This window comes from Pseudomonas lyxosi, from assembly GCF_047758685.1.
Lineage (GTDB): Bacteria > Pseudomonadota > Gammaproteobacteria > Pseudomonadales > Pseudomonadaceae > Aquipseudomonas > Aquipseudomonas lyxosi.
The window spans coordinates 5831325-5857276 of the sequence record NZ_CP180481.1; the positions used below are offsets into that span (position 1 = coordinate 5831325).

Annotated in this window: 17 protein-coding genes, 2 tRNA genes, 3 rRNA genes and 2 pseudogenes; 9 read left to right on the forward strand and 15 right to left on the reverse strand. The window is 58.4% G+C overall.

The window, feature by feature from the left end:
• Nucleotides 1–18 precede the first annotated feature (18 nt).
• Nucleotides 19–1017 (forward strand): NAD(P)H-quinone oxidoreductase, encoded by a 999-nt coding sequence (locus ACMXYI_RS26720; protein ID WP_415769909.1) that lies wholly within the window; start codon nucleotides 19–21, stop codon nucleotides 1015–1017.
• Here the strand turns inward: ACMXYI_RS26720 and deoC are convergent, their stop codons facing one another.
• Complete coding sequence (gene deoC, locus ACMXYI_RS26725) at nucleotides 1018–1701, reverse strand: deoxyribose-phosphate aldolase (RefSeq protein ID WP_415769910.1); 684 nt, start codon at nucleotides 1699–1701, stop codon at nucleotides 1018–1020.
• 121 nt (nucleotides 1702–1822) lie between these two features.
• On the opposite strand from deoC, the gene deoR reads away from it, so the two are divergent.
• Entirely contained in the window at nucleotides 1823–2593 is a 771-nt protein-coding gene (deoR, locus tag ACMXYI_RS26730; RefSeq protein ID WP_178122705.1) for a DNA-binding transcriptional repressor DeoR, read from the forward strand.
• On the opposite strand, the gene ACMXYI_RS26735 is transcribed toward deoR, so the two are convergent.
• Genes ACMXYI_RS26735 through rbsK form a run of 3 tightly spaced genes read right to left on the reverse strand, consistent with a single transcriptional unit; the run spans nucleotide 2586 to nucleotide 5943 of the window.
• Nucleotides 2586–3644, reverse strand: coding sequence for an aldose 1-epimerase family protein (locus ACMXYI_RS26735; RefSeq protein ID WP_415769912.1), 1059 nt, complete (start codon nucleotides 3642–3644; stop codon nucleotides 2586–2588). The genes deoR and ACMXYI_RS26735 overlap by 8 nt on opposite strands.
• Nucleotides 3641–4972, reverse strand: coding sequence for an L-fucose:H+ symporter permease (gene fucP / locus ACMXYI_RS26740; protein ID WP_415769914.1), 1332 nt, complete (start codon nucleotides 4970–4972; stop codon nucleotides 3641–3643). Before fucP ends, ACMXYI_RS26735 begins: the two co-directional genes overlap by 4 nt.
• Nucleotides 4973–5016: 44 nt before the next feature.
• The gene (gene rbsK / locus ACMXYI_RS26745; protein ID WP_415769916.1) at nucleotides 5017–5943 is read right to left on the reverse strand and encodes a ribokinase; all 927 of its coding nucleotides are present in this window, start codon (nucleotides 5941–5943) and stop codon (nucleotides 5017–5019) included.
• Between the two features lie 263 nt (nucleotides 5944–6206).
• Here rbsK and ACMXYI_RS26750 point away from each other — a divergent pair, with 263 nt between their 5' ends.
• Complete coding sequence (locus ACMXYI_RS26750) at nucleotides 6207–7163, forward strand: alpha/beta hydrolase (protein ID WP_415769918.1); 957 nt, start codon at nucleotides 6207–6209, stop codon at nucleotides 7161–7163.
• 3 nt (nucleotides 7164–7166) lie between these two features.
• On the opposite strand, the gene ACMXYI_RS26755 is transcribed toward ACMXYI_RS26750, so the two are convergent.
• Nucleotides 7167–8981, reverse strand: coding sequence for an ABC transporter ATP-binding protein (locus ACMXYI_RS26755; RefSeq protein WP_415769920.1), 1815 nt, complete (start codon nucleotides 8979–8981; stop codon nucleotides 7167–7169).
• Nucleotides 8978–9997, reverse strand: a complete 1020-nt coding sequence (locus ACMXYI_RS26760; protein WP_415769922.1) for an AraC family transcriptional regulator — start codon at nucleotides 9995–9997, stop codon at nucleotides 8978–8980. The genes ACMXYI_RS26755 and ACMXYI_RS26760 overlap by 4 nt, the downstream gene beginning before the upstream one ends.
• A 165-nt stretch (nucleotides 9998–10162) precedes the next feature.
• Between ACMXYI_RS26760 and ACMXYI_RS26765 the strand changes: the two genes are divergently transcribed.
• From ACMXYI_RS26765 to ACMXYI_RS26775, 3 genes are all read left to right on the forward strand, one after another.
• The gene (locus tag ACMXYI_RS26765) at nucleotides 10163–11014 is read left to right on the forward strand and encodes a 3-hydroxybutyryl-CoA dehydrogenase (RefSeq protein WP_415769924.1); all 852 of its coding nucleotides are present in this window, start codon (nucleotides 10163–10165) and stop codon (nucleotides 11012–11014) included.
• A complete protein-coding gene (locus ACMXYI_RS26770; RefSeq protein WP_415769925.1) occupies nucleotides 11001–11603 on the forward strand; it encodes a TetR/AcrR family transcriptional regulator in 603 nt (200 codons plus the stop codon). Before ACMXYI_RS26765 ends, ACMXYI_RS26770 begins: the two co-directional genes overlap by 14 nt.
• Before the next feature lie 183 nt (nucleotides 11604–11786).
• Nucleotides 11787–12200: a VOC family protein gene (locus ACMXYI_RS26775; RefSeq protein WP_123367371.1), complete on the forward strand. Its 414-nt coding sequence runs from the start codon at nucleotides 11787–11789 to the stop codon at nucleotides 12198–12200.
• 222 nt (nucleotides 12201–12422) lie between these two features.
• Here ACMXYI_RS26775 and rrf read toward each other — a convergent pair.
• The 9 genes and pseudogenes from rrf to ACMXYI_RS26820 all read right to left on the reverse strand — a co-directional run.
• Nucleotides 12423–12538: ribosomal RNA gene (rrf, locus tag ACMXYI_RS26780) — 5S ribosomal RNA — on the reverse strand.
• Between the two features lie 156 nt (nucleotides 12539–12694).
• A 23S ribosomal RNA gene (locus tag ACMXYI_RS26785) occupies nucleotides 12695–15586 on the reverse strand.
• 252 nt (nucleotides 15587–15838) lie between these two features.
• A tRNA-Ala gene (locus ACMXYI_RS26790) sits at nucleotides 15839–15914 on the reverse strand.
• 27 nt (nucleotides 15915–15941) lie between these two features.
• Nucleotides 15942–16018: transfer RNA gene (locus ACMXYI_RS26795), tRNA-Ile, on the reverse strand.
• A gap of 161 nt (nucleotides 16019–16179) precedes the next feature.
• Nucleotides 16180–17718, reverse strand: a 16S ribosomal RNA gene (locus ACMXYI_RS26800).
• The 16S, 23S and 5S rRNA genes sit together here with 2 tRNA genes alongside, the layout of an rRNA operon.
• 588 nt (nucleotides 17719–18306) lie before the next feature.
• A complete protein-coding gene (locus ACMXYI_RS26805; protein ID WP_415769927.1) occupies nucleotides 18307–19182 on the reverse strand; it encodes an SDR family oxidoreductase in 876 nt (291 codons plus the stop codon).
• A gap of 26 nt (nucleotides 19183–19208) precedes the next feature.
• Nucleotides 19209–20357: an acetyl-CoA C-acetyltransferase gene (locus ACMXYI_RS26810; protein ID WP_415769929.1), complete on the reverse strand. Its 1149-nt coding sequence runs from the start codon at nucleotides 20355–20357 to the stop codon at nucleotides 19209–19211.
• A gap of 29 nt (nucleotides 20358–20386) precedes the next feature.
• A pseudogene (locus ACMXYI_RS26815) lies at nucleotides 20387–21442 on the reverse strand (acyl-CoA dehydrogenase family protein).
• 10 nt (nucleotides 21443–21452) lie between these two features.
• Nucleotides 21453–22529: pseudogene (locus tag ACMXYI_RS26820) on the reverse strand (acyl-CoA dehydrogenase family protein); the annotation flags it as partial.
• Nucleotides 22530–22709: 180 nt separating this feature from the next.
• On the opposite strand from ACMXYI_RS26820, the gene ACMXYI_RS26825 reads away from it, so the two are divergent.
• The 3 genes from ACMXYI_RS26825 (at nucleotide 22710) to ACMXYI_RS26835 (ending at nucleotide 25934) form a co-directional block, all read left to right on the forward strand.
• Nucleotides 22710–23519: a response regulator transcription factor gene (locus ACMXYI_RS26825; RefSeq protein WP_415769931.1), complete on the forward strand. Its 810-nt coding sequence runs from the start codon at nucleotides 22710–22712 to the stop codon at nucleotides 23517–23519.
• Nucleotides 23520–23624: 105 nt separating this feature from the next.
• Nucleotides 23625–24752, forward strand: a complete 1128-nt coding sequence (locus tag ACMXYI_RS26830; RefSeq protein ID WP_415769933.1) for an ABC transporter ATP-binding protein — start codon at nucleotides 23625–23627, stop codon at nucleotides 24750–24752.
• Nucleotides 24753–24791: 39 nt separating this feature from the next.
• Nucleotides 24792–25934 carry an ABC transporter substrate-binding protein gene (locus ACMXYI_RS26835; protein WP_415769934.1) on the forward strand — a complete coding sequence of 381 codons (1143 nt, stop codon included), beginning with the start codon at nucleotides 24792–24794 and terminating at the stop codon, nucleotides 25932–25934.
• The last annotated feature ends 18 nt before the right edge of the window (nucleotides 25935–25952 follow it).

Below are 25952 nucleotides of genomic sequence, written 5' to 3' on the forward strand. Positions count from 1 at the left end.
TCACAACAGGACGCCGACATGACTCTGCCCCAAACCATGACCCTGATTGAAATCACCGAACCCGGTGGCCCGGAGGTTTTAAAGCCACGCCAGGAACCGGTCCCGACCGCTGGCGCAGGCGAAGTGCTGATTCGCGTGCACGCTGCCGGGGTCAACCGCCCCGATGTGATTCAACGCGCCGGTAAGTATCCGATGAAACCCGGCATGAGTCCGATTCCCGGCCTGGAAGTGGCCGGTGAAGTGGTAGCCATCGGCGCAGGCGTCAACGAATTCATTGTCGGCGATAACGTCTGCGCACTGACCAATGGCGGCGGTTACGCACAGTATTGCGTCGCACCGGCCAGCCAGACGTTGCCGATTCCTGAAGGGATGGATTGGGTGCACGCCGCGGCGGTGCCAGAAACTTTCTTCACGGTGTGGGCCAATCTGTTCGACATGGGCGGCGCCAGTAAAGGTCAGCGCGCGTTGATTCACGGCGGCACCAGCGGCATCGGTACGACCGCACTGATGTTGTGTCGCGAGTTTGGCATCAAGGCATTCGCCACGGCGGGCAGTGAGGACAAGTGTGCGGCGATCCGCACGTTGGGGGCCGAGGCGATCAACTATCGCGATCAGGACTTCGTCCAGGTCATCCAGGAAAAAACGGCCGGCAAGGGCGTCAACGTGATCCTCGACATTATGGGCGGTTCGTACCTGAATCCGAATATCGCGGCGTTGGGCATGGACGGTCGGCTGGTGATGCTGGGCTTTCTCGGTGGCGCTCATGCCAAAGATGTCGATCTGCTGGCGATCCTGGGCAAACGCGCGACGGTCACTGGCTCACTGATGCGCGCGCGCACCCGCGAAGAAAAAGCCTCGATCGCCGAACAGTTGCGCGAGTACGTCTGGCCCGTACTCGCCGCCGGGCGTTGCCTGCCGATGATCGACAAGGTCTATCCCTATACCGACGCGGCACAGGCTCATGCCCGGATGGAAGCGGGTGATCACATCGGCAAGATCGTCTTGCGTGTGGACTGATCAGTAGCCCTCACCCGCCGCCTGGGCCCCGCTGATGATCGCGATGCCCGAGCTGGTGCCCAGTCGGGTGGCGCCGGCCTCGATCATCGCAATTGCGGTCGGGTAATCGCGTACGCCACCGGAAGCCTTGACCCCGATGACCGCGCCGACGGTGCGGCGCATCAGGGCGACATCTTCCACGGTGGCGCCGCTGCGGCTGAAGCCGGTCGATGTTTTGACGAAAGCGACATTCAGATCACGGCAAATCTCGCAGGCCTTCACTTTTTCGGCGTCGGTGAGCAGGCAGTTTTCCAGGATGACTTTCAGCGGCACACTGCCGCAGGCCTGTTTGACCTGGGCGATGTCGTCCCGCACCTGATCGAACAAACCATCTTTCAACCCGCCGATGTTCAACACCATGTCGACCTCCCCGGCACCGGCGGCAATCGCCCGCTCGGCTTCGAAGGCTTTGGTCTCGCTCAAACCGGCGCCCAGCGGGAAGCCGACCACCGCGCAGATGTTGACGCGTTGCCCGGCAAGGCACTGAGCCGCATGAGGGACTTGCCCCGAGTTCACGCACACCGAATAGAAGCCGTGTTCTACGGCTTCGCGGCACAGCGTTGCGATTTGCTCGCGGGAAGCATCGGGCGCCAGCAAGGTATGATCGATGTACTGCGCCAACGCTTGGGGTTCTAGGTGTGCCATCGCGAAAACTCCTGTTTGTATATTCAAATGCCCCTGCGCCACAATCGAGGGTGATTCGCGCAAAAACGTTACAAATCTCACAAATAATGCTACTTAAATAACACCAACAATCAACCCCGGAATGCCTGTGGACAGTAAAAAAGCCGAGCGTCTCAAGCTTATTCAACAAGCCCTGCAAGACCAGAGCGCCATTCATCTGCGCGAGATGGCGGCGTTGCTGGACGTGTCCGAGATGACCCTGCGCCGCGACCTGAGCAAGTACACCGACCACCTGCGGCTGCTTGGTGGCTACATCACGAAAATTCACGACGGCAGCGAGCCCGGCGATTACCGCGTGGCCGAACAGGACACCCGGCACGTTGAAGAAAAGCGTCGCATCGGCAAACTCGCCGCCGGGTTTATTCAACCGGGCGACACGGTGTTCTTCGACTGCGGCACCACCACGCCTTTCGTGGTCGATTTCATACCCGACGAACTCGAGTTCACCGCGGTGTGCAACTCCCTGAACGTGCTGCTCAAACTCTCGCAAAAGCCCAACTGCCACATCGTGGTGTGCGGCGGCACGTTCCACCGCAAGAACCAGGTGTTCGAGAACCAAAGCGAAACCGGCATCCTCGACAGCGTGCGCCTGACCTGGGCCTTCGTTTCCGCTGCCGGCATCAGTCAGGACTTCGGCGTGACTTGCTTCAACTTCAATGAAGTGGAGGTCAAGCAGAAGGTCCTGCGTCAGGCGCAACAGCGGTTGCTGCTGGCCGACCACAGCAAGTTCGACACGGTGCGCACTGCGCACTTCGCCAACCTTGAAGACTTTCAGTTCGTGGTCAGCGACAAGAAAATCCCCAAGGCCTACCGCGACGCCATTACCGCCAGCGGCGCGCAGTTGATCATCTGATCAGGGCCTGTCGTTCCGCTGCACTGAGGTAACCGGTGGTGACGCTGAAATCAGCCGTCGCCCCCGCTGCCAGTGAACGCACGTGGCCCTTGGCGGACTCGGCGCGATAGCCTTCCGGTTCGCAGGTGGACGGCAGCACGAACGCAGCCACGTGTTGATCGGCGTTGTGCAGAATCCAGCGTGCTGCATGCTCGAATTGGTCGGGACGATAGCGGGTGTAGAACGCCGCACCGTCCGGATGGCTCAGCAGAAAATGCGCATGACCGCTGTCATCCGCTCGCACGCCGTCGAAGAAAAACACGATCTCGGGATCGTAGAGCTGCGGCTGATCCAGGCATGTGAGCTGCTCCGGGTCTTTCGCCAGCACCTGCATGTACTCAGTCCAGGCCGGCGTCGGTTTCACGTGCGCCGGTATACTGCTGCGCAGGCGCACACGTTCAAAACCCAAGGGCTCGATGAAACGAGCGCCTTCGACATAGGCGTAATTCATGTGCGCCATGTACATCAGGTCCATCGGTTTGCCCGCGAGATTGGTCACCTGCATGGCGATTTCGAACAGCCCCGAATCGGCACGTAAAGTCACGCTCGGGCTGGCCCGATATCGGTCACCAAAACCCTGCACGTATTCGTACTCGCCACCCAATCGCAGGTAGTGACCGACGCTGTCCTCACCGACCTCCAGCCAGGCGCGATCCATGGCCGCGCAGGGCATCTCGCCGTGTAACGGATGATCGTCCTCGGGGCTCGGGCAACCGTTGCGCAGCAGGCCGCTGTGAAACATGAAGCAGCCGTAGGTGCCGATCACCGTCGGGCTGGGTTTGGGCTGGCTAAACAGGTTGCGCATGGTCAGGTCGCAACCGTCGAACACCGCGGACCAGATCATCTGCCCTTGATACGGCAGCACCACGAGACTGCCGCGATGGTTGGCCAATTCCACGGCCAGCACACCACTGGGATAGACCCAGGCGCTGACCGTGAACGCCTCAGATTCCAGCAAGGTTTTGCGCGTCTCGCCAAACTGCGACAGATGAAGATTGATCCGCGTATTCATGACGCGACCACCGCACCCACCGGTGCCCGTTCGCTGTCGGAATGACGCAGGCAACGCACCGCGTACATCACGATCACGATGAAGCACAGCAGCGGCACGCTATAGGCCAGTTGCATGTTGCCGCCGCTGTAGTCAGACAGCAGGCCCTGGAAGATCGGAATCACCCCGCCACCGACAATGCTCATCACCAACAGCGAACCGCCGACACCGGTGTCTTCACCCAAGCCGTCAATCGTCAGGCCGTAGATGGTCGGCCAGCATGGACCGAGGAATACGCTCACGCCAACGGCTGCGTATACCGCGGTGATGTTCGGCACCAGAATGGTGTAGGCCAGCAACGCGATGCACAGCACGCCGTACACCGCCAACACCTTGGCCGGATGCAGTTTGCGCATCAGCACGTTGGCGATCAGCTTGCCAACGAAGTACGCCGCAAACGTGGTCAGCAAAAACCACGACGCACTGCGCTCGTTCATGCCGCCCAACTGCATCGCCAAACGAATGGTGAAACTCCACACCCCGACCTGGGCCCCCACGTACAGAAACTGCGCCAACACACCAAAGGTGAAGCGTTTGTTGCGCCACAGCCGCGACAGGCTCTGGCCGAGGCTGGCGGTTTTCGTGCTGCTCGGTTGATTGCCCTTGCACTTCGGAAACCGGGTGATCGCGATCAGGATGAACATCAACACCAGCACTGCGATCATCCATTTGTACGGCAGCAACGTGGATTGGATCATTTGCAATTGCTGGATCGCCGCGTCCGAGGCGCTCATTTGCGTGAGCTGCTCGCGGGTGGCGTCGGTGTCCTTGAACATCACAAAGCTGCCGACATAGACCCCGGCCATCGCACCGAACGGGTGGAAAGTCTGGGAAATATTCAGGCGACGGGTGCCGGTTTCACGCGGGCCCATCAACGTCGAGTAGGTGTTGCAGGCGGTCTCGAGGAACGACAGCCCCGCCGCAATCACAAACAGCGCCAGCAGGAACATGCCGTACTTAGCGGTCGATGCCGCCGGGAAAAACAGCAGGCAACCGAACATGTACAGCATCAGGCCGATCAGGATGGTGGTCTTGTAACTGAAACGGCGGACCACCAGCGCGGCCGGAATCGCCACGAAGAAGTAGCCCAGGTAAAACGCCGACTGCACGAACGCAGTCTGAAAATCGCTGAGCAGAAAGGCCTTCTTGAAATGCGCGATGAGCACGTCGTTCATGCTCGCGGCCGCCGCCCACAGCGCAAAGATGCTGCACAGCAAAATGAAGGCGAACCAGGGCGTGCGGTTCAGGTAGAAACCATCGGGCGTCTGTTGGAGCGGAGGCTTTGTCATTGTTGTTCTCCGTGGTGAGCGTTAAGGGGTGAATCAGCTCGACGTCAGGCGTCGAATTGGCGCTGGAATTCAGCGAATGCAATGGCGTCCGGGTAGGAGGTTTGAGTACCCAGGCCCGTTACCGAGCAGGCGGAATACGCCACGGCCTGGGTCATGGCGGCGCGGATATCGCGGTCACGACTCCAGTGATGGATGAAGCAACCGATGAAAGCGTCTCCTGCCCCGGTGGTGTCGCGTGCGGCGACAGACAGGCCGGGAATCTGAAACTCGCCCTCCTCGCCGACGTACAGCGCGCCTTGCTGGCCGAGGGTCACAATCACGTGGCGGATGCCGCTGGCAACCAATGTCTGGGCGGCTTTGTGGGCCGACGCCGGCGAGTCCACGGTTTGGCCCGTAATCAACGCCAACTCGGACTCGTTGGGCACCAGGAAATCCAGTTGCGCCAGGTGTTCACGGCTCAGGCCTGACAAGGCCGGCGCCGGATTGAGCAGCACCGGAATGTTGTGCGCGTGGCCGAACTCGATGGCGTAGTAAACGGTGTCGACGTTGATTTCGAGCTGCAGAACGATCAGCGAGCACTCGTGCAATGCCTGCGCGGCCGCGTCGATATCTGCCGGGAGGAGATGTGCGTTGGCGCCTTTGACGATGAGGATGCTGTTGTGCGAGTCAGCCTGAACGAAGATCGGCGCCACACCGCTGGACACGCCGGGGACACGCTGCACGTAACGGGTGTCGATGCCAAAGTGCTGGAAGTTGGCCAGGGTGTTGTCGGCAAACAGGTCATCGCCGACCTTGGTCAGCATCAACACATCCGCCCCAAGCTTGGCGGCGGCAACCGCCTGATTGGCGCCCTTGCCGCCACACCCGAGGGCAAACCCCGGCGCTTCGAGCGTCTCACCCTGGGCCGGCATGCGATCGATGTAGGTAATCAAATCCACCATGTTGCTGCCGATGACTGCGATCTTGCTCATTGCTATCCCACCTTGATCCGGCTTGCCAGGCTGACGCTGGCGCTGTTGTTTTGTTATTTAAATAACATTTAATGTGATTATTCAATCTTTTTGTTGGGTGGGGGGCTTAGGCAAAGACAAACGGCTTTGCGCACGGCTTCGACGATGAGGCCCTGAGCATCACCGACTGATCTGGACCATTCATACGACTGTCGAATTTATCCCCACCTTTCCCCACGCTTCTGTTAAAACCCGAGCTTTCCTTTTCATCCTCCGGACCCTGCATGTTTTCGAATTTGATGAGCCGCTTGGGCCGACGCTGGCTGCCGCTGCTGTGCATGGCCGTGCTAATCGTCGGCTTGCCGGTGAGCTGCGGCGTACTCAAGTACACAGAGCGCGAGCTGCTGTTTCGTATCGAGCCGGGCAACGCTGGTTGGTATCGCGGCCTGCCGCAGGACGTTCAGGAATTCGACATCAAACCCGCCAGCTTCAAGGCCGGGCAAAGCCTGCATGCCTGGTGGTGGCCGGCCGCGCGTCGCGATGCGCCGTCGATCCTCTACCTGCATGGCGTGCGCTGGAACTTGACGGGCCAGGCGTTCCGCATCGAGCAATTGCGCGCCATGGGCTACTCGGTGCTGGCAATCGACTACCGCGGGTTTGGCCAGAGCAAGGGTGATCTGCCGTCGGAAGCCAGTGTTTATGAAGACGCTCGAGCCGCTTGGGAGCGCTTCACCAAGATGCAACCGGACGCCAGCAAGCGCCTGATCTACGGTCACTCACTCGGTGGCGCGGTGGCTATCGACCTGGCGGCAGACCTGGCCGCACAGGCGAAAAAGGACCATGGCGTGGTGCAGGTGCGCGGTCTGGTGATCGAATCCACTTTCACCTCGCTGGGCGATGCAGTGGCACAAGTGGCCGACAGCAACCTGCCAGTGAAATGGTTGCCGGTGCGCTGGCTGCTGTCGCAGAAATTCGATTCCATCGACAAGATCGTCGACATCAACATGCCGTTGCTGGTGGTCCATGGCCTGGCCGACCCGTTCATGCCATCGCGATTCAGCCAGCAGTTGTTCAATGCCGCCAACGAACCCAAGCACCTGTTATTGGTGCCCGGTGGTACGCACAACAACAGCATGAGCCGGGGCGGTACCCAGTATCGCCAGGCACTCGACGGCTTGATGAAACCAAAACCAACACAAATGGCCGGGCCGGCGGTGACGCGGGTTTCTCGGGAGTCTTGAGATCTATCGGTAACCGCGGGCCTGCAAATCAAACAACTGCGCATAGCGCCCGCCCGCGGCCACCAGACTGTCGTGATCGCCCCGCTCAAGGATCGCTCCCTGATCCAGCACGATGATGTGGTCCGCATTGCGCACGCTGGAAAACCGGTGAGAGATCAGCAACGTCATGCGGCCTTCGGTGTGCTCACTGAAATGCTCGAACACCGCCGCTTCCGCCGCCGGGTCGAGTGCCGAGGTCGGCTCATCCAGAATCAGGATATCGGCATTGCGCCGCATGTAGGCGCGCGACAACGCGATCTTCTGCCATTGCCCACCGGACAGTTCCTGGCCGCCGGCAAACCACCGTCCCAATTGCGTGGCATACCCTCGATCCAGCCCCTCGATAAAGGGTGCGGCCATGCCCTCGGCGGCGGCCTCCTGCCAACGCTGTTCATCGTTGAACGCCAGGGTGTCACCCACACCGATGTTCTCGCCGACGGAGAATTGGTAGCGAATGTAGTCCTGAAAAATCACCCCGATGCGCCGCCGCAGCGCATCTTCTTCCCACGCTTGAAGATCGCTGCCGTCCAGCAGGATACGGCCCTGATCAGGACGGTACAGCCGAGTCAGTAACTTGATCAGCGTGGTCTTGCCCGAACCGTTCTCCCCCACCAGGGCCACACTGTGGCCAGGCACAAGGTGAAGATCGATGCTTTCCAGCGCGGCGCGACTGGCACCCGGATAACGGAAACCGACGTTCTCGAAGCGCAGGCCATCGCCGGGGACCGCGCCCACGGTGAGGTTGCCGGTATCCGCCACAACAGGCTCGGCCAGGTATTCATAAAGACTGGAGAGGTATAGGCCATCTTCGTAGAGACCGCTGATGGCACTCAGGCTGCTGCTCACCGCCGTTTGCCCCTGCTTGAACAATACCAGGTACATGGTCATCTGCCCGAGGCTGATGCTGCCATGAACGGTATCGACCACCACCCAGGCGTACGCTAGATAAAACGCGCCGGTGCCCAGTAGACCGAGAACAAAACCCCAGCTATCTCGACGTAGCGTCAGCCGCCGGTCTTCGGCATAGAGCCGGGCAAACGTCTCGCGATAACGCTTCAACAGCAGCGGCGCGAAGCCGAACAGTTTGACCTCTTTGATGTAGCCCTCGTGGGAGAGCAGCGTTTCGATGTAATTCTGTTGTCGGCTCTCCGGCGCGCGGCGAGTGAAAAGCCGAAAAGCATCACCGGAAAAATGTGCTTCGGCGAAGAACACCGGCAACGCACCGACCACCAGCAGCACCAGCGCCCAGGGCGAAAAATGCACCAGCAATACACCGAAGCTGATCAACACGATCAGGTTCTGGATCAGCCCCAACGACTTCATCACCAGCGCCAACGGCCGGGTCGAAGCCTCGCGGCGCACCCGAACCAGTTTGTCGTAGAACTCGGAATTCTCGAACTGCACCAGCGATAACGTCTGGGCCTTCTCCAGAATCATCGTATTGACCTTTTGCCCCAACTGCACCCGCAACAGCGATTGCTGGACCGACAACGCCCGCTGAGCCCCGGACAGCAACGCGAGCACGCCCGCTTCAAACAGCACATAACGCACGACCGGCCACAACGGCGCACTGCCTTGCTGCGCGTGCAACTGCATGGCGGTGACGACCGCATCGACGATACGTTGGCCCAACCAGGCCGCCAGTGCGGGGAGTACACCGGCAATCAGTGTCGCCAGCACCAGTCCCAGAAACAGTCCGCGAGACGTTGCCCAGACCAGCAGCAAGGCGCGTCTCGCCTGGTCGAGTAATGAGGTAAAACGATCAAGAACAGGGTTCACTCCGTGAGCTCCCCCTGATACCTCGCCCGATACCGGCCCGGGCTTTCTCCCGTCCACTTTTTGAACGCCCGATGGAACGCACTCGGCTCCTGAAAGCCAAGCTGCTCGGCAATGTCACTGATGCTCGCTCGGCTCTGGCGCAGCTGCTCGAAGGCAACGCCACGCCGCACCTCGTCCTTGATCTCCTGATACGAACACCCTTCCCGTTCGAGTTTACGGCGAAAGGTGCTGGGGCTCAGGTGCTGTTCCAGGGCGAAGGCCTGCAAGGTCGGCCATTGGCTGTAATGGCTGTTACGCAGGCGCTGATGGACCTGCGACGCCAGGCCGTGCTGATTACGAAAACGGATCACCAGCCATTGCGGCGCGGTGCGCAAAAACACTTTCAGTGATGCCAGATCCTGAACCACCGGCAGACGCAGGTAGTGGCTGGCGAACTCGATTTCGGTGCGCTCTGCGCCAAAGGTCAGGTTCGGTCCCCAGAGCAAACGGTCATCGCTGAGCGACACACGCTCATGGCGAAAGTCTGCGCGATCGATAGGGATGCGCCGCCCACCCAGCCAGCACAGCAAACTGATCATCAACACCAGAAACGTCTCCTCGCCCAAACGCCTGACGTCGCTGTTTGGCGAGTGGTTTTGCAAGCTGATCACCGCACGTTTGCCGCGCACCGTAAGCGTGCCGCGAAAGTCGTGGAGGAATAGCGCGAAATTGGCCAGGCACTGGCGCATGGCTTTGTGCAGGTCAGGTTCCTGAATCAAAGCCCGGCAGATCAGGGCGAAACTACCCGGCGGCATGCCATGGGAGTCGAGCCCGAAGAACTCATCGTTGAGCTCGCGGATCTGAATCAACCACAACGCGGCAAACGCACTCGCCGGCACACGCGCAGTAGGCTGCTCCATCAACGTCGGGTCGATGCCGGCCTGTTCAAGCGCAGCCCTCTGACGTTGCGGATTGTTTCCCAGCCCATGGATCATTGCCTGCACGAAGTAGGCGGAAACCGAGTCCTTTTCCCGCATGTGAACGCTTCTCTCCCCATCACCCGAATGGCAAAAAACATCAGTGCCGTTGAACAGTTTCGGCATAGGACAACCGCCCTGCCGGCTCTAGACTCGCGGCCAATAGTACGCCTTCGGCCACTACGGCGGCCAAGGTATCGCGGGATTTGATCGGAAGGACAGAACATGAATCTGCAAAACATTGGCGTGATCGGCGCGGGCACCATGGGCAATGGCATTGCGCAAGTCTGCGCCTTGGCCGGTTTTAACGTGACCTTGCTCGACATCTCCGAAAGCGCCCTGCAAAAGGCCGTCGCAACCGTCAGTAAAAACCTCGATCGACAGATCGCCAAGGAAACGCTGACGCAAGAGCAAAAGTTCGCCGCTCTCGACAAGATCCGCACCAGCACCGACTACAGCAACCTGCAGAACGTACAACTGGTGATCGAAGCTGCGACCGAAAACCTAGAGCTGAAACTGCGGGTGCTGCAACAGATCGCCGCGCAGGTCAGCGCCGACTGTGTGATCGCTTCCAACACTTCTTCGCTGTCCATTACCCAGCTCGCTGCCAGTGTCAGCCAACCTGAGCGCTTCATCGGCCTGCACTTCTTCAACCCGGTGCCGGTGATGGGCCTGATCGAGGTGATTCGCGGTTTGCAAACCAGCGACGCCACCCACGCCCTGGCGCTGGACATGGCGACCACTCTCGGCAAAACCGCGATCACCGCAGGCAACCGTCCGGGTTTCGTGGTCAACCGAATTCTGGTGCCGATGATCAACGAAGCGATCCTGGTGTTTCAGGAAGGCCTGGCCAGCGCCGAAGATATCGACGCCGGCATGCGCCTGGGCTGCAATCAGCCGATCGGACCGTTGGCGTTGGCGGACCTGATTGGCCTGGACACCGTGCTGGCGATCCTCGAAGCCTTCTACGACGGCTTCAACGACAGCAAGTACCGCCCTGCTCCACTGCTCAAGGAAATGGTCGCCGCGGGTTACCTGGGGCGCAAAACGGGGCGTGGCTTCCATGCCTATGCCTGAGCGTTGCTCGCGCTTTGCCGAGTACCGGGACAAGGTGCTGGAGCTGTTCGCCTGCAAGGGTTTCGGACAGGTCGGCATGCGTGAGCTCGCGACCTGCCTGGGGCTCGCTCCCGGCTCGTTGTATCACCATTACCCCAGCAAACAGCACTTGCTGCTCGACCTGATCGAAGAGTTCTACGAAGAGCTGTTGGCAACCTTGGGGCGGATCGAGCAAAAGGCCCCGGCAAAACGTGACAAACTCCATGCCCTTATCCGAGCGCATTTGAACCTGCATCAGGAGATGCCCTGGCATTTTCGTCTGGCAGAGCGTGACAGCGGCTGCCTGAATGAAGAGCAACAGGAACGGGTTCGGCAGCTGCGCGAGCAATACGAGCGCAAATTGTTGCTGATGCTCGGGGCCCGGTCCCACTTCAGTGAACAGGGTCTGCTGGCCGCCGGACATGCAATCGCAAACTTACTCAACAGCGCGCCCGGCTGGTTGGCGCAACATTCGCTGGATGAGCGAGAGCGCGTTGAGCTGTTGGAGAGTCTGGTGAGCGGAGCCATCGAACGTTTGCTGCGCCCCTCGGTTCCACGCGCAGCAGCTTGAGCACCCAGGACCGTGGATCGACACAGGCGTCGGAAGCCATAAGCCACGCCGCTTCAATAGAAAAAACATCTAAACGATTCCTGCCAGTCACGACATCTAACGCTTTGCTAAAGGGAGCCCAATCACTGCGGAGCCTGAGGTGAATTCGGCCTCTCTTCGCCTCTTCGTTACCGGGAGCAAAGCATGAAAATCAATCCCTACCTGATCTTCAACGGCGACTGCAAAGCCGCCTTCACCTTCTATGCCCAAAGCCTGCCAGGCCAGATCGAAGTCATGATGACCTTCGGCGAAAGCCCCGCGCGCGAGCACTTTCCGGCGGACTACCACAACCTGATCATCCACACCCGCCTGCTGGTGGGTGATCAGGCGATCATGGGCTCGGACACAACACCTGATCGCCCTACTGACGAAATGAGCGGCTGTTCGGTATCGCTGAACGTCGACAGCATTGCGGAGGCTGAACGGGTGTTTTCTGCGTTGTCGGACGGCGGCAAGGTTGAAATGCCACTGGAAACCACGTTCTGGGCGGCTCGCTTCGGCATGTTGGTTGATCGGTTTGGTGTGTCGTGGATGGTGAATTGCGAAAAGGATCAATGAAACTCAACTTTCTCAAGGCATGAAAAAGCCCAACCTGAAAAGGTTGGGCTTCTGGCAACTGCCGGACCGTCTGCTACCGTCAACACGCTACCTCGTACAGCAGCGGATTGTTCGGAGGAACCCCACTATGCCTGCCCATGACGTGCCTTGGTCCGTTCGCACTTTCCTGCGGACAAAACAAAACCCCTACCTGCATACGCAGATAGGGGTTTCGGAATTTAATCTTGACGATGACCTACTCTCACATGGGGAAACCCCACACTACCATCGGCGATGCATCGTTTCACTGCTGAGTTCGGGATGGGATCAGGTGGTTCCAATGCTCTATGGTCGTCAAGAAATTCGGTAGCCAGGTCGTGGGCCTTTTCAGGTTCACGCTCCAGCGAATGGGTAGGTGATAGATTTGTGTGTTGCCTTGCGAATTTTCGACTGCTGTCGTCTTCACACACCGCAATCTGGTGCCTCTTCAGGTCAGCAAATTGCTTGGGTGTTATATGGTCAAGCCTCACGGGCAATTAGTATTGGTTAGCTCAACGCCTCACAGCGCTTACACACCCAACCTATCAACGTCGTAGTCTTCGACGGCCCTTCAGGGGACTCAAGGTCCCAGTGAGATCTCATCTTGAGGCTAGTTTCCCGCTTAGATGCTTTCAGCGGTTATCTATTCCGAACATAGCTACCCGGCAATGCCACTGGCGTGACAACCGGAACACCAGAGGTTCGTCCACTCCGGTCCTCTCGTACTAGGAGCAGCCCCTCTCAAATCTCAAACGTCCACGGCAGATAGGGACCGAACTGTCTCACGACGTTCTAAACCCAGCTCGCGTACCACTTTAAATGGCGAACAGCCATACCCTTGGGACCGGCTTCAGCCCCAGGATGTGATGAGCCGACATCGAGGTGCCAAACACCGCCGTCGATATGAACTCTTGGGCGGTATCAGCCTGTTATCCCCGGAGTACCTTTTATCCGTTGAGCGATGGCCCTTCCATACAGAACCACCGGATCACTAAGACCTACTTTCGTACCTGCTCGACGTGTCTGTCTCGCAGTCAAGCGCGCTTTTGCCTTTATACTCTACGACCGATTTCCGACCGGTCTGAGCGCACCTTCGTACTCCTCCGTTACTCTTTAGGAGGAGACCGCCCCAGTCAAACTACCCACCATACACTGTCCTCGATCCGGATAACGGACCTGAGTTAGAACCTCAAAGTTGCCAGGGTGGTATTTCAAGGTTGGCTCCACGCGAACTGGCGTCCACGCTTCAAAGCCTCCCACCTATCCTACACAAGCAAATTCAAAGTCCAGTGCAAAGCTATAGTAAAGGTTCACGGGGTCTTTCCGTCTAGCCGCGGATACACTGCATCTTCACAGCGATTTCAATTTCACTGAGTCTCGGGTGGAGACAGCGCCGCCATCGTTACGCCATTCGTGCAGGTCGGAACTTACCCGACAAGGAATTTCGCTACCTTAGGACCGTTATAGTTACGGCCGCCGTTTACCGGGGCTTCGATCAAGAGCTTCGCGTTAGCTAACCCCATCAATTAACCTTCCGGCACCGGGCAGGCGTCACACCCTATACGTCCACTTTCGTGTTTGCAGAGTGCTGTGTTTTTAATAAACAGTCGCAGCGGCCTGGTATCTTCGACCGGCATGGGCTTACGCAGTAAATGCTTCACCCTCACCGGCGCACCTTCTCCCGAAGTTACGGTGCCATTTTGCCTAGTTCCTTCACCCGAGTTCTCTCAAGCGCCTTGGTATTCTCTACCCAACCACCTGTGTCGGTTTGGGGTACGGTTCCTGGTTACCTGAAGCTTAGAAGCTTTTCTTGGAAGCATGGCATCAACCACTTCGTCACCCAAAGGGTAACTCGTCATCAGCTCTCGGCCTTAGAATCCCGGATTTACCTAAGATTCCAGCCTACCACCTTAAACTTGGACAACCAACGCCAAGCTGGCCTAGCCTTCTCCGTCCCTCCATCGCAATAACCAGAAGTACAGGAATATTAACCTGTTTTCCATCGACTACGCTTTTCAGCCTCGCCTTAGGGACCGACTAACCCTGCGTCGATTAACGTTGCGCAGGAAACCTTGGTCTTTCGGCGTGGGTGTTTTTCACACCCATTGTCGTTACTCATGTCAGCATTCGCACTTCTGATACCTCCAGCAAGCTTCTCAACTCACCTTCACAGGCTTACAGAACGCTCCTCTACCGCATCACCTAAGTGATACCCGTAGCTTCGGTGTATGGTTTGAGCCCCGTTACATCTTCCGCGCAGGCCGACTCGACTAGTGAGCTATTACGCTTTCTTTAAAGGGTGGCTGCTTCTAAGCCAACCTCCTAGCTGTCTAAGCCTTCCCACATCGTTTCCCACTTAACCATAACTTTGGGACCTTAGCTGACGGTCTGGGTTGTTTCCCTTTTCACGACGGACGTTAGCACCCGCCGTGTGTCTCCCATGCTCGGCACTTGTAGGTATTCGGAGTTTGCATCGGTTTGGTAAGTCGGGATGACCCCCTAGCCGAAACAGTGCTCTACCCCCTACAGTGATACATGAGGCGCTACCTAAATAGCTTTCGAGGAGAACCAGCTATCTCCGAGCTTGATTAGCCTTTCACTCCGATCCACAGGTCATCCGCTAACTTTTCAACGGTAGTCGGTTCGGTCCTCCAGTTAGTGTTACCCAACCTTCAACCTGCCCATGGATAGATCGCCCGGTTTCGGGTCTATTCCCAGCGACTAGACGCCCTATTAAGACTCGCTTTCGCTACGCCTCCCCTATTCGGTTAAGCTCGCCACTGAAAATAAGTCGCTGACCCATTATACAAAAGGTACGCAGTCACCCAACAAAGTGGGCTCCCACTGCTTGTACGCATACGGTTTCAGGATCTATTTCACTCCCCTCTCCGGGGTTCTTTTCGCCTTTCCCTCACGGTACTAGTTCACTATCGGTCAGTCAGTAGTATTTAGCCTTGGAGGATGGTCCCCCCATATTCAGACAAAGTTTCTCGTGCTCCGTCCTACTCGATTTCATGACTAAGAGATTTTCGCGTACAGGGCTATCACCCACTATGGCCGTACTTTCCAGAACGTTCCGCTAATCTCAAAGCCACTTAAGGGCTAGTCCCCGTTCGCTCGCCACTACTAAGGGAATCTCGGTTGATTTCTTTTCCTCAGGGTACTTAGATGTTTCAGTTCCCCTGGTTCGCCTCTTAAGCCTATGTATTCAGCTTAAGATAACCATCTTATGATGGCTGGGTTCCCCCATTCAGACATCTCCGGATCAAAGTCTGTTTGCCGACTCCCCGAAGCTTTTCGCAGGCTACCACGTCTTTCATCGCCTCTGACTGCCAAGGCATCCACCGTATGCGCTTCTTCACTTGACCATATAACCCCAAGCAATCTGGTTATACTGTGAAGACGACATTCGCCGAAAATTCGCATGCTTGCTCAATTAAGAGCTACTCACAAATTTTACCTTAGCCTGATCCAACACCAGTGAAAGTGTTGTTCAGTCTATCTTTCTATCACATACCCAAATTTTTAAAGAACGATCTAATCCAAAGACTAGAAATCAACATTCACCATCATCACGATGGAATGCTCATTTCTAAGCTTTCAACAAACAGAAGCAGTAGTGGTGGAGCCAAACGGGATCGAACCGTTGACCTCCTGCGTGCAAGGCAGGCGCTCTCCCAGCTGAGCTATGGCCCCGTATTTCTACAGGTTCCCACACAAAATTGGTGGGTCTGGGCAGATTCGAACTGCCGACCTCACCCTTATCAGGGGTGCGCTCTAACCAACTGAGCTACAGACCCAATTTCGAGCTTTAAGGCCGACCTCACCCTGCTCTTTACCACAGAGCATGGGGTGCGCTCCAACCAACTAAGCTACAACCTGTTAGGGCTGCTTCTTATCGTCTTCTTCAATGAATCAAGCAATTCGTGTGGGAACTTATGGAGCAGCTGATGTCGTCGATTAAGGAGGTGATCCAGCCGCAGGTTCCCCTACGGCTACCTTGTTACGACTTCACCCCAGTCATGAATCACACCGTGGTAACCGTCCTCCCGAAGGTTAGACTAGCTACTTCTGGTGCAACCCACTCCCATGGTGTGACGGGCGGTGTGTACAAGGCCCGGGAACGTATTCACCGCGACATTCTGATTCGCGATTACTAGCGATTCCGACTTCACGCAGTCGAGTTGCAGACTGCGATCCGGACTACGATCGGTTTTCTGGGATTAGCTCCACCTCGCGGCTTGGCAACCCTCTGTACCGACCATTGTAGCACGTGTGTAGCCCAGGCCGTAAGGGCCATGATGACTTGACGTCATCCCCACCTTCCTCCGGTTTGTCACCGGCAGTCTCCTTAGAGTGCCCACCATGACGTGCTGGTAACTAAGGACAAGGGTTGCGCTCGTTACGGGACTTAACCCAACATCTCACGACACGAGCTGACGACAGCCATGCAGCACCTGTCTCAATGTTCCCGAAGGCACCAATCCATCTCTGGAAAGTTCATTGGATGTCAAGGCCTGGTAAGGTTCTTCGCGTTGCTTCGAATTAAACCACATGCTCCACCGCTTGTGCGGGCCCCCGTCAATTCATTTGAGTTTTAACCTTGCGGCCGTACTCCCCAGGCGGTCAACTTAATGCGTTAGCTGCGCCACTAAGAGCTCAAGGCTCCCAACGGCTAGTTGACATCGTTTACGGCGTGGACTACCAGGGTATCTAATCCTGTTTGCTCCCCACGCTTTCGCACCTCAGTGTCAGTATCAGTCCAGGTGGTCGCCTTCGCCACTGGTGTTCCTTCCTATATCTACGCATTTCACCGCTACACAGGAAATTCCACCACCCTCTACCATACTCTAGCTTGTCAGTTTTGAATGCAGTTCCCAGGTTGAGCCCGGGGATTTCACATCCAACTTAACAAACCACCTACGCGCGCTTTACGCCCAGTAATTCCGATTAACGCTTGCACCCTCTGTATTACCGCGGCTGCTGGCACAGAGTTAGCCGGTGCTTATTCTGTCGGTAACGTCAAGACACCAACGTATTAGGTTAATGCCCTTCCTCCCAACTTAAAGTGCTTTACAATCCGAAGACCTTCTTCACACACGCGGCATGGCTGGATCAGGCTTTCGCCCATTGTCCAATATTCCCCACTGCTGCCTCCCGTAGGAGTCTGGACCGTGTCTCAGTTCCAGTGTGACTGATCATCCTCTCAGACCAGTTACGGATCGTCGCCTTGGTGAGCCATTACCTCACCAACTAGCTAATCCGACCTAGGCTCATCTGATAGCGCAAGGCCCGAAGGTCCCCTGCTTTCTCCCGTAGGACGTATGCGGTATTAGCGTCCGTTTCCGAGCGTTATCCCCCACTACCAGGCAGATTCCTAGGCATTACTCACCCGTCCGCCGCTCGCCACCAGGTACAAGTACCCGTGCTGCCGCTCGACTTGCATGTGTTAGGCCTGCCGCCAGCGTTCAATCTGAGCCATGATCAAACTCTTCAGTTCAAACATCTTTGGGTTTTTAAGAAACCCTAAACTTGGCTCAGCAATCGTTGGTTACATCTTTGATTTCTCGCGGAGTAACTTGTGATGCTGATAATCTTGTTGACTATCAGTCTGACTCCACAAGCACCCACACGAATTGCTTGATTCAGTTGTTAAAGAGCGGTTGGTTAAGAGCTTTCGTCTCAACCGAGGCGCGCATTCTACAGCAGCCTCTGTTGCTGTCAAGCGGTTATTTTCCGAAGTTTTCAAAGTTTCCTTTGCAACTTCAACCACTTGCGCTTGCGATCTCTCGTCAGCGGGAGGCGAATTCTACAGCGTTACTCGCTGCTGTCAACACCTCTTTTTCAACCCCTTTCGCGCTTCGATGATCTGAAGCAACTCGCTGTCGAAAACCGTGTAACTCATTGTTTACCAAGGAGTTTTCAGTTTCGACTGCGCCGGAAGTGGGGCGAATTATAGACTTCCAGAATCTGCCGTCAACTCTTAATTATGCTTTTCTATCAATCACGTGCAGAACGCCGGAAAACAGCCCGTTTCCCCTCTATATAGAAGAGCAAAACGAATCCTTCTATATAGAGGGCGGCCCAATCAGCTGCCGTACACTTTCGCCGCGGGCACCGCCCTGGCCATCAATTGCTCTACCGCCTGCCCCACCTCTTCCACCGCCCAACGCCCTTGTCTGTCCAGTTCCGGACCTCTACGCCAGCCATCGGCAATCGACAACTTGCCGCCCTCGACTTCGAACATCTGCCCGTTGACCGCACTGGACGCTTGCGAGCCGAGCCAAACCACCAACGGCGCAACGTTCTCCGGAGCGAAGTAGTCGAAGCCCTCTTCAGGTTTTTTCATGGTATCGGCGAACACCTGCTCGGTCATTCCGGTGCGCGCGGCCGGGGCCAGGGCGTTGACGGTTATGCCATAGCGACCCAGTTCGGCCGCCTGCACCAGCGTCAACGCAGCAATACCGGCCTTGGCAGCGGCATAATTGGATTGACCGATGGAGCCCTGCAAACCGGCCCCGGAACTGGTATTGATGATCCGCGCACTCAGCTGCGCACCACCCTTGGCCTGCTCGCGCCAGTAACGCGCAGCGTGGCTGGCAATACAGAAGTGGCCTTTGAGGTGCACGGCCACCACCGCATCCCAGTCGGCTTCGGTGAGGCTGGCGAACATGCGGTCGCGGCAGATGCCGGCGTTGTTGACCACCACGTCCAGGCCGCCGAAGGTTTCGATGGCGTGGCGCACGATCAACGCCGCATCGTCGTAGCGGGTGATGTCGTTGCTGTTGGCCACGGCGCTTCCACTCTGCCCGAAAATTTCGCCGACCACGACCAGCGCCGCTTCACGATTGATATCGTTGACCACCACTTTAGCGCCCTCGGCGGCGAAGGCCAGTGCGTAGGCCCGGCCCAGACCACCGCCGGCGCCGGTGATGATCACTACGCGGTTCTCACAGATTTTCATGTTCCTGCTCCCTTCAAATACATCGCTTACAAGCGTTCGATAATCGTCACGTTGGCCTGGCCGCCGCCTTCGCACATGGTCTGCAAACCGAAGCGTCCCCCGCTGCGCTCCAGTTCATGCAACAGCGTGCACGTCAACCGGGTGCCGGTGGCGCCCAGCGGATGGCCGAGGGCAATCGCCCCGCCGTTGACGTTGGTCTGTTCATGGGGATAACCCGTCTCCTTGAGCCAGGCCATGGCCACCGAGGCGAAGGCTTCGTTGATCTCCACCCGATCAATGTCTTCCAGCTTCATCCCGGCTCGCTTGAGTGCATAAGCGGTGGCCGGGATTGGAGCGGTGAGCATCCAGATCGGGTCTGCGGCGCGCACGCTGAGGTGATGGATACGCGCGCGCGGTGTCAGCCCGTAGCGTTTGAGTGCCGCTTCAGAAACGATCAGCATCGCGCTGGCCGCGTCGCAGGTCTGGCTGGACACCGCTGCGGTCACCCGGTCGCAGCCAAACAGCACGTCCAGTTCGGCCATTTTCGCCAGGCTGGTCTGGCGCGGCGTTTCGTCGTGCAGAACTCCGGCCAGTGGCACGATTTCCCGGTTGAACCGCCCTTGCTCGATGGCCCGTAATGCCCGCTGATGGGACTCCAGTGAATAGGCTTCCAGTTGTTCGCGAGACAGCCCCCACTTCTCGGCAATCATCTGCGCCGAACGGAATTGAGTCGGCGGTTGTGCGCCATAGCGCCGGACCCAACCTTCGGAGCCGCTGAACGGATCACTGAAGCCCAGCGGTTCGGCAGCGATCATCGCCGAGGAAATCGGAATCTGGGTCATGGTTTGCACGCCGCCGGCGACGACCACATCCTGGGTGCCGCTCATCACCGCTTGGGCGGCAAAGTGCACCGCTTGCTGGGACGAACCGCACTGGCGATCGATGGTGGTGCCGGGTACCGCCTCCGACAGGCCGGCGGCCAGCCAACTGGTCCGGGCAATGTCCCCGGCCAGCGGGCCAATGGTATCGACACAACCGAAGATCACGTCGTCGTAATCGTCATCGGGGATGTCGTTGCGTTGGACCAGTGCGCGCAATACATGGGCGCCCAGATCGGCCGCGTGAATCTGGCTCAAACCACCCTTGCGCCGTCCGGTGGGCGTGCGCAGGGCGTCGACAATATAGGCTTCAGGCATGTTGTCTCTCGAAAAAAAGGTGGAACTCATCAGAAGGTCTGGCCGGCACCTAACGCCGGTTTGCCGTCGAACAAAGCCGCGCGGATCCGCCCTTTATGATGGCCGCGATCACCCCAGACCTTGTCCAACGCCCAGGCGCGTTTCATGAACAAGTGCAGGTCGACTTCCCAGGTGTAACCCATGGCGCCGTGAGCCTGAATGGTGTTTTTCGCGGCGAGCATGGTGGCTTCCGAAGTTGCCAACTTGGCATGGGACACCAGCACTTCCTGCCCCGGTTGCTGCTCTGCCAGTGCATAGGCGGCGCGATACAGCGGCCCTTTGGCGAACTCGATCTGCACCGCGACGTTGGCCATCAAATGCTTGACCGCCTGGAACGAACCCACCGGTTTGCCGAACTGTTTGCGCTCAAAGGTGTAATCCACCGCGAGGTCGACCATACGCTTGGCCAGCCCCAGCATTTGCGCCGCACAGCCCAGCGCGCCACGATTAAACGCGGCGGCCCACAAGCGTTGGCCCTATTCACCAGCGGCAACGCAAGTGGCGGGCGTTGGCGTCCAGTCGACCTGAAACAGCTGACGACTGGGATCGACCGACACATTGTGGGTCAGGCGCACCGCGCCAGGTTCGACCGCATGCACCTCATCGCCATGAGCCAGCAACAGCAAATCGGCGACATGAGCATCGCTGACCAGCGGGTTACCCGGTTCGGCAATCGCCAGTCGCGCGCGGCCTTCTGCGACCCGCCCCAGCCAATGTTGTTTGAGTGCCGCGTGGCTTTCATCAAGGGCGGCAAGCAACGGCACGCCAATCAGCATCGTGTCCACCAGCGGCTCGGGCAGACCCGCATAACCACATTCCTGAGCGAGCAGAATGAAGTCCAGCTCATTCATGCCCATCCCGTCATGCGCCTCGGGCACGGTCAGCGCGGTCAGGCCCAACTCCACCAGTTGGGCCCAGAGCTGATCGCTGCGCCCGCTGTCGCTGAGCCACAGTTCGCGAATACGCTCCGGGGTGACCTCGTTGATCAGAAAACTTCTGACGTTGTCCTGGAACAGCAATTGGTCGCGGCTGAAACTAAAGTCCATGGTCTATTCCTCAGGCACGCGGCATGCCGAGCATGCGTTCGGCAATGATGTTGCGCTGGATCTCGTTGGTGCCGGCATAGATCGGTCCGGCCTGGGCAAACAGAAAACCTTCCAGCCAATGGCCGACATCGCCCGCAGCGGGTGCTTCGGGCAGTAGCTCGCCACGCAAGCCGAGAATGCTCATGGCGGTGTCGTGCATGCGCTGATCGAGTTCCGACCAGAAGATTTTGTTGGTCGAAGACTCCGGCCCGATCTTGCCGCCCTGCACCAGTTGCGAGGCGGTCATGTAGGTGCTCAGGGTGTAAGCCTCGGCGTCCAGCCAGGCGCGCATCACCGACTCGCCAATGGCCGGGTCGCGGTCAGCCTGCTCGCGGTTGGCCTGGTACAGCTGCACCAGTCGCCGAGCGGTTTCCTGAAAACGTGCGGGTGAACGCAGCAGCAAACCGCGCTCGAACCCGGCGGTGGACATCGCCACATGCCAACCCATGCCCTCGCCGCCCAGCGCGTTTTCCACCGGAACCTTGACGTCGTCGAAGAAAATCTCGGCGAACCCCGGCAAGCCATTGAGCTGAGGAATCGGCCGTACCGTGATCCCCGGACTGTCGAGCGGCAGCAGAATAAACGTCAGGCCCTGATGGCGCTGCGAATGAGGGTCGGTGCGGAAAATGCCGAATACCCAGTCGGCCCACACGGCGCGAGTCGACCAGGTTTTCTGGCCGTTGATCACGTAATGGTCGCCCACCCGTTCGGCCTTCGAGCGGATTGCCGCCATGTCGGAACCCGCGCCCGGTTCGGACCAGGCCTGGGCCCAGATGTCTTCGCCAGTGGCCATGCGTGGCAGAAAGCGCGCCTTCTGTTCCTCGCTGCCATATTCCATCAGCGGCGGGCCGAGCAGGAAAATGCCGTTCTGGTTAACCCGTGCAGGCGCGCCAGAGCGGTAGTACTCCTCCTCGAAGATCAACCACTCGATCAAGTCGCAACCGCGCCCGCCGAGATCGATCGGCCAGGTGACCATGCCCCAGCGACCGTCGTTAAGCCGGTTTTCCCAGGCACGGTGCTCGGCAAAGCCTTGCTCGGTGTCGAACGGGCGATGTCGAGGCCGACCCCATCACTTCTGATACCAACCCTGTAGCACTCAGTAACATCCGGCGCTGTTACGGTGCGTCTTTTCACCGATTCGACGTCACGCGCCCCGCCCTGCAAGGCCAAAAACAGCCATGGCGTAAATTGTGCATCTAAACGCAATCCAATCTTGCTTGAAGCCGCCATGCGCCCCAAGGAACTGAAACTCTGGACTACCGGTGTTGCCCATTTACTGGACCTTCCTCCCGGGCATGCGCGGTTAGCAGGCTTAAGTCACTGGTTGCGGCAAGTATGCCCGGTCGATCACTTCGTTCTGTTCGTCTACGAAGGCAATCATCGGCCGTTGGCGCTTTTCGACACCTTCGCAGCCGATAAGCGTGCGGTGTATGTCGATGACTATCAGTGCGGGCCCTATTTGCTTGATCCGTTCTACCTGGCATGCACTCGCGGGCAAGCGCCTGGACTGTGGCGTTTGCGACAGTTCGCACCCGACCACTTCTACCTCGGCGAGTATTACCTGACGTATTACCAGCAAACCGGGCTGGCTGAAGAAGTGGCGTTTTTCGTCGACCTCGGTGGCGGCGCCATGGCCGTTCTGTCGTTGATGCGATCCACCGCCAGCTGTGCTTTTGGTCGTGACGAGATGCAGTTGATCGAGTGCGCGCAGGCCGTGGTCGAACAGGTCATCAATGAAGCCTGGCGTTTGCGTCAAGCCCAGCAACCACGCCCGGCGCAGGACCTGGACTTCAAGATCCGCGAAGCCTTCGATCAGTTCGGCGCGCACATCCTCACCGGCCGCGAACAAGAGATTGTGCAGTTGCTGCTACGCGGTCACTCCAGCGCCTCGGTCGCCGAACAACTGAGCATCAGTCCTGGCACAGTGAAGATTCATCGCAAGAACATCTACGCCAAGCTCGGCATCGGTAGCCAGTCCGAATTGCTCGGGCTGTTTATCCGCGACCTTACCGGCCAAGAGCTGATCGTCGAAGCCTGACACCTGAAAACGACTCTATCCCCCAAGGGATATATACAGCGCAAAACCCCGATTGCTAGTTTGGCCCCCGACGCACTGATTCATCACTGCAAGGGAGCCCGCCTCGTGAACAACAGCGTGAACGACACTTCGCCAAGCGATATCGAATTCTGCAATGTGGTCAAACGCTATGGCGAGGTGTCGGCCGTCAATGGCCTGAACTTCGCGGTGCGTCGCGGCTCGTTCCATTCCTTCCTCGGCGGTTCCGGCTGCGGCAAAACCACCACCCTGCGCATGATCGCCGGCTTCGAACAGCCCAGTAGCGGCGAAGTGCGCCTGTCGGGCAAGAACGTTGCCGGAGTGCCGGCGTTTGAGCGGCCAGTGAACATGGTGTTCCAGCATTACGCCCTCTTCCCGCACCTGACAGTGGCGCAGAACATCGCCTATGGGCTGCGTTATCGCACCCCGCGACCCGACAAAAAAACCCAACTGCGCATGGCTGATGAAGCATTGGAAATGGTGCGCCTGAGCGGCTTCGGCCAACGCAAGCCGAGTGAACTTTCCGGCGGTCAACAGCAGCGTGTGGCCCTGGCCCGGGCGCTGGTCAACAAGCCGACCGTGTTGCTGCTGGACGAGCCGCTGGCGGCGCTGGACCGCAAGCTGCGCAAGGAAATGCAATCCGAACTGCTGCGCCTGCAACGCGAAGTCGGCATCACCTTTGTGCTGGTCACCCACGATCAGGAAGAAGCCTTGTCGATGAGTGACAGCATCAGCGTGATGCACAACGGTTCGATCATCCAGACCGCCACCCCGGAACAACTGTATGAAGCGCCGGCCAGCCGTTACGTGGCCGATTTTATCGGCGAATCCAATCTGTTCAACGGCACGGTTCGTCAAATGCAGGGCGATTCAGTTGTGCTGCGCACCGAGCAAGGACTGGAACTGACCAGCCCACTGACGCCCACCGGCAAAGCCTTAAGCGCAGACGCCGCCGGTTGCATCGCGGTGCGCCCGGAGCTGATCAGCATCGCCAGCGCCAACGCCGACATGACCCGCGAAGTGAAGCTGCAAGGCCACGTGGAAGACCGCATCTACCTCGGCAACTCCACCGAATATCGCGTGCGCACCCAAGCCTTTGGCGTGGTTTGCGTGCGTGTGCCGCGCCAGCAGGATCACGGCGCCAATGCATTCGAACACGGCGCGGCAGTGAGCGTCGGCTGGGATCACGCCAATGGCCTGGCCATGGCGTTGTAAATCATCGATTCGTTTCATCAACCGAATGTGGAGCGTGCTATGGACCGGAAGACGTTTATCAAAACCCTGCGTAGCTGGCAGAACGGCTCGATCAGCCGCCGCGAGTTCCTTGGCCGCACAGGCCTGGGAATTGCCGCAGCGGTGGTCGCAACCAACATGCCCGGCCTGCTGACCTCCACCGCCGAGGCTGCCGAGCAGGCCAAACTGGGCGATCGCTTGTCGCTGGCGACTTGGCCGAATTACCACAGCCAGGAAAACCTCGACACCTTCGCCAAAACCACCGGTGCGCGCGTTTCGATGAGCGTGTTCGGTTCCAACGAAGAGATGCTTGCCAAATTGCAGGCCGGTGGCAGTGGCTGGGACGTACTGGTGCCGACCAACTACACCATCAGCACTTACGTTGGCCTGGGCCTGATCGAACCATTGGACCTGTCGCGCATTCCCAACTTTGAGGCGTCGGCCTTCCAGCAAAAATTCATGGCCCAAGGAACGGTGGACGGCAAGGTGTATGCGGTGCCGAAAAACTGGGGCACTACCGGCATGCTCTACGACGCCGGCAAACTGAAGAACGGCCCCGCCAGCTGGAAAGAATTCTGGGCAGCAGCTCAAGGCCCCGCCAGCGGCCGGACGATGGTTCACGACTACCAACTGACCGCCATCGGCAACGCGCTGAAAAGCTTCGGCTATAGCTTCAATTCCCTGGACCCGAAAGAACTGGCCGATGCCGAAAAACTGCTGATCGAGGTCAAGCCGCACCTGTTCGCCATCAACTCCGACATCCAGCCGTCAATGCGCAGCGGCGATGCCTGGCTGGCGATGTCCTGGACTGGCGATGCCTCTCAGTTGCACCGCGACAACGCGCAGATGCAGTTCGAACTGGGCAAGGAAGGTGGCGAACTGTGGAGTGACTTCTTTGCCATTCCCAAAAGCTCGGAGCACAAGGACGCGGCCTACGCCTTCATCAACTACCTGCTCGATCCGCAGCACAACAAGCTCGAAGTGTTGAGCCACGGCTATCCGAGCGGCGACAAGCGCGTCGATGCGTTGCTGCCCACCGCCATGCTCGACGATCCGATCATGTACCCGGCCGCCGAAGCGCTCAGTCCTCTGGAGTTCGGTGCCGCGGCGACGCTCACCAGCCCGGCGCGCGCTGAACTAATGGCTCGCTTCAAGTCCGCCTGATCGCCTGGCCATGGCCAA